This window comes from Streptomyces sp. SID12501, from assembly GCF_010550245.1.
In the GTDB taxonomy this organism is placed as follows: Bacteria; Actinomycetota; Actinomycetes; order Streptomycetales; family Streptomycetaceae; genus Streptomyces.
This window is the reverse complement of the sequence record NZ_JAAGLU010000798.1, coordinates 1-420: the sequence shown is the minus strand read 5'-3', so window position 1 is coordinate 420 and position 420 is coordinate 1. Positions and strand designations below refer to the sequence as shown.

The 420-nt window shown below is 76.9% G+C and carries 1 pseudogene; it reads right to left on the bottom strand.

Annotated elements, in window-relative coordinates:
• A pseudogene (locus tag G3I71_RS48515) lies at nt 1-420 on the bottom strand (hydrolase); the annotation flags it as partial.

Genomic DNA, 420 nt, shown 5'->3' with positions numbered 1-420 from the left:
AGGCCGCCGCAGGGGCCGATGCTCACCCCGGGTCGCAGTCCGCCGGCCATCGCCGCGAGCCGGGCGAGGCGGCCGGGGTCGTCGCCGTCCGTGTGCAGATCGACGGGGCAACCGTGCTCGGCGGCCAACTCCAGGACCGCTTCGACGAAGCCCGTCGGATCGGGATCCAGATCCGGGCAGCCGCCGATCACGGCGGCGCCCATCTTGACGGCGTCGCGCAGCATGGCCGGCCCGTCCGCCCCGGCGACCCCGGTCAGCAACCGGGGCACGGCCACGGCCGTCAGGTCGGCCAGCCCCCGCAAGGACCGCCGCGCCTGGAGGACGGCCTCCAGCGGGCCGAGCCCGTGCACGTCGCCGATCCGCACGTGGGAGCGGAGTGCGGTCGCGCCGTGCCCGAGCTGGAGCAGAGCGGCCTCGGTG